Here is a 534-nt window from a genome sequence, read left to right as displayed (position 1 = left end):
AGCTGGCGCATATCGACGCCGTCAAGGGTAACGTTGCCTTTTTCAGTGTCGTACAGACCGCTGGCCAGTTTGAGCATGGTGCTTTTACCGCTGCCGATACGGCCCAAAATACCGACTTTTTCACCCGGTTTGATGGTCAGGCGCAAATCTTCGACGGCGCTGTTGTTGTCGGCTTGATATTTGAACGATACATTTTCAAAGGTAATGTTGCCTTGTACGTTGTCCAAAGTAATGTATTTGCGTTCCGGATTGCGCTCGATAGGGCGGGTAACGATGTCGTTTACACCTTTGAGGGCAAGTTTGGCCTGTTGGAAGCGGGTGGCCAAACCAGCGATTTGTGCCAACGGCGCCAAGGCGCGGCCGGACAGAATCACAGAGGCAATCAATGCACCCATGGTGATACGTTCCGCATGGTTGTCGGCATGAATCAAATAGGTACCGACGACGACCAAGAAGACGGTATTGAGCTGCTGCATGGCAACGGCGAAGTTGACCATGAAGTTGCTGGTGTCTTTGACTTTGATGGAAGAAGCG

At 51.7% G+C, this 534-nt stretch carries 1 protein-coding gene; it reads right to left on the bottom strand.

The window, feature by feature from the left end:
- Positions 1-534, bottom strand: a 534-nt coding sequence (locus ACTHUM_RS18430; protein WP_440403743.1) for an ATP-binding cassette domain-containing protein, incomplete at both ends; no start/stop codon positions are given.

This window comes from Neisseria sp. P0021.S006, assembly GCF_051956895.1.
The sequence above is the reverse complement of the archived record's forward strand: the minus strand, read 5'-3'. Positions and strand labels throughout refer to the sequence as shown.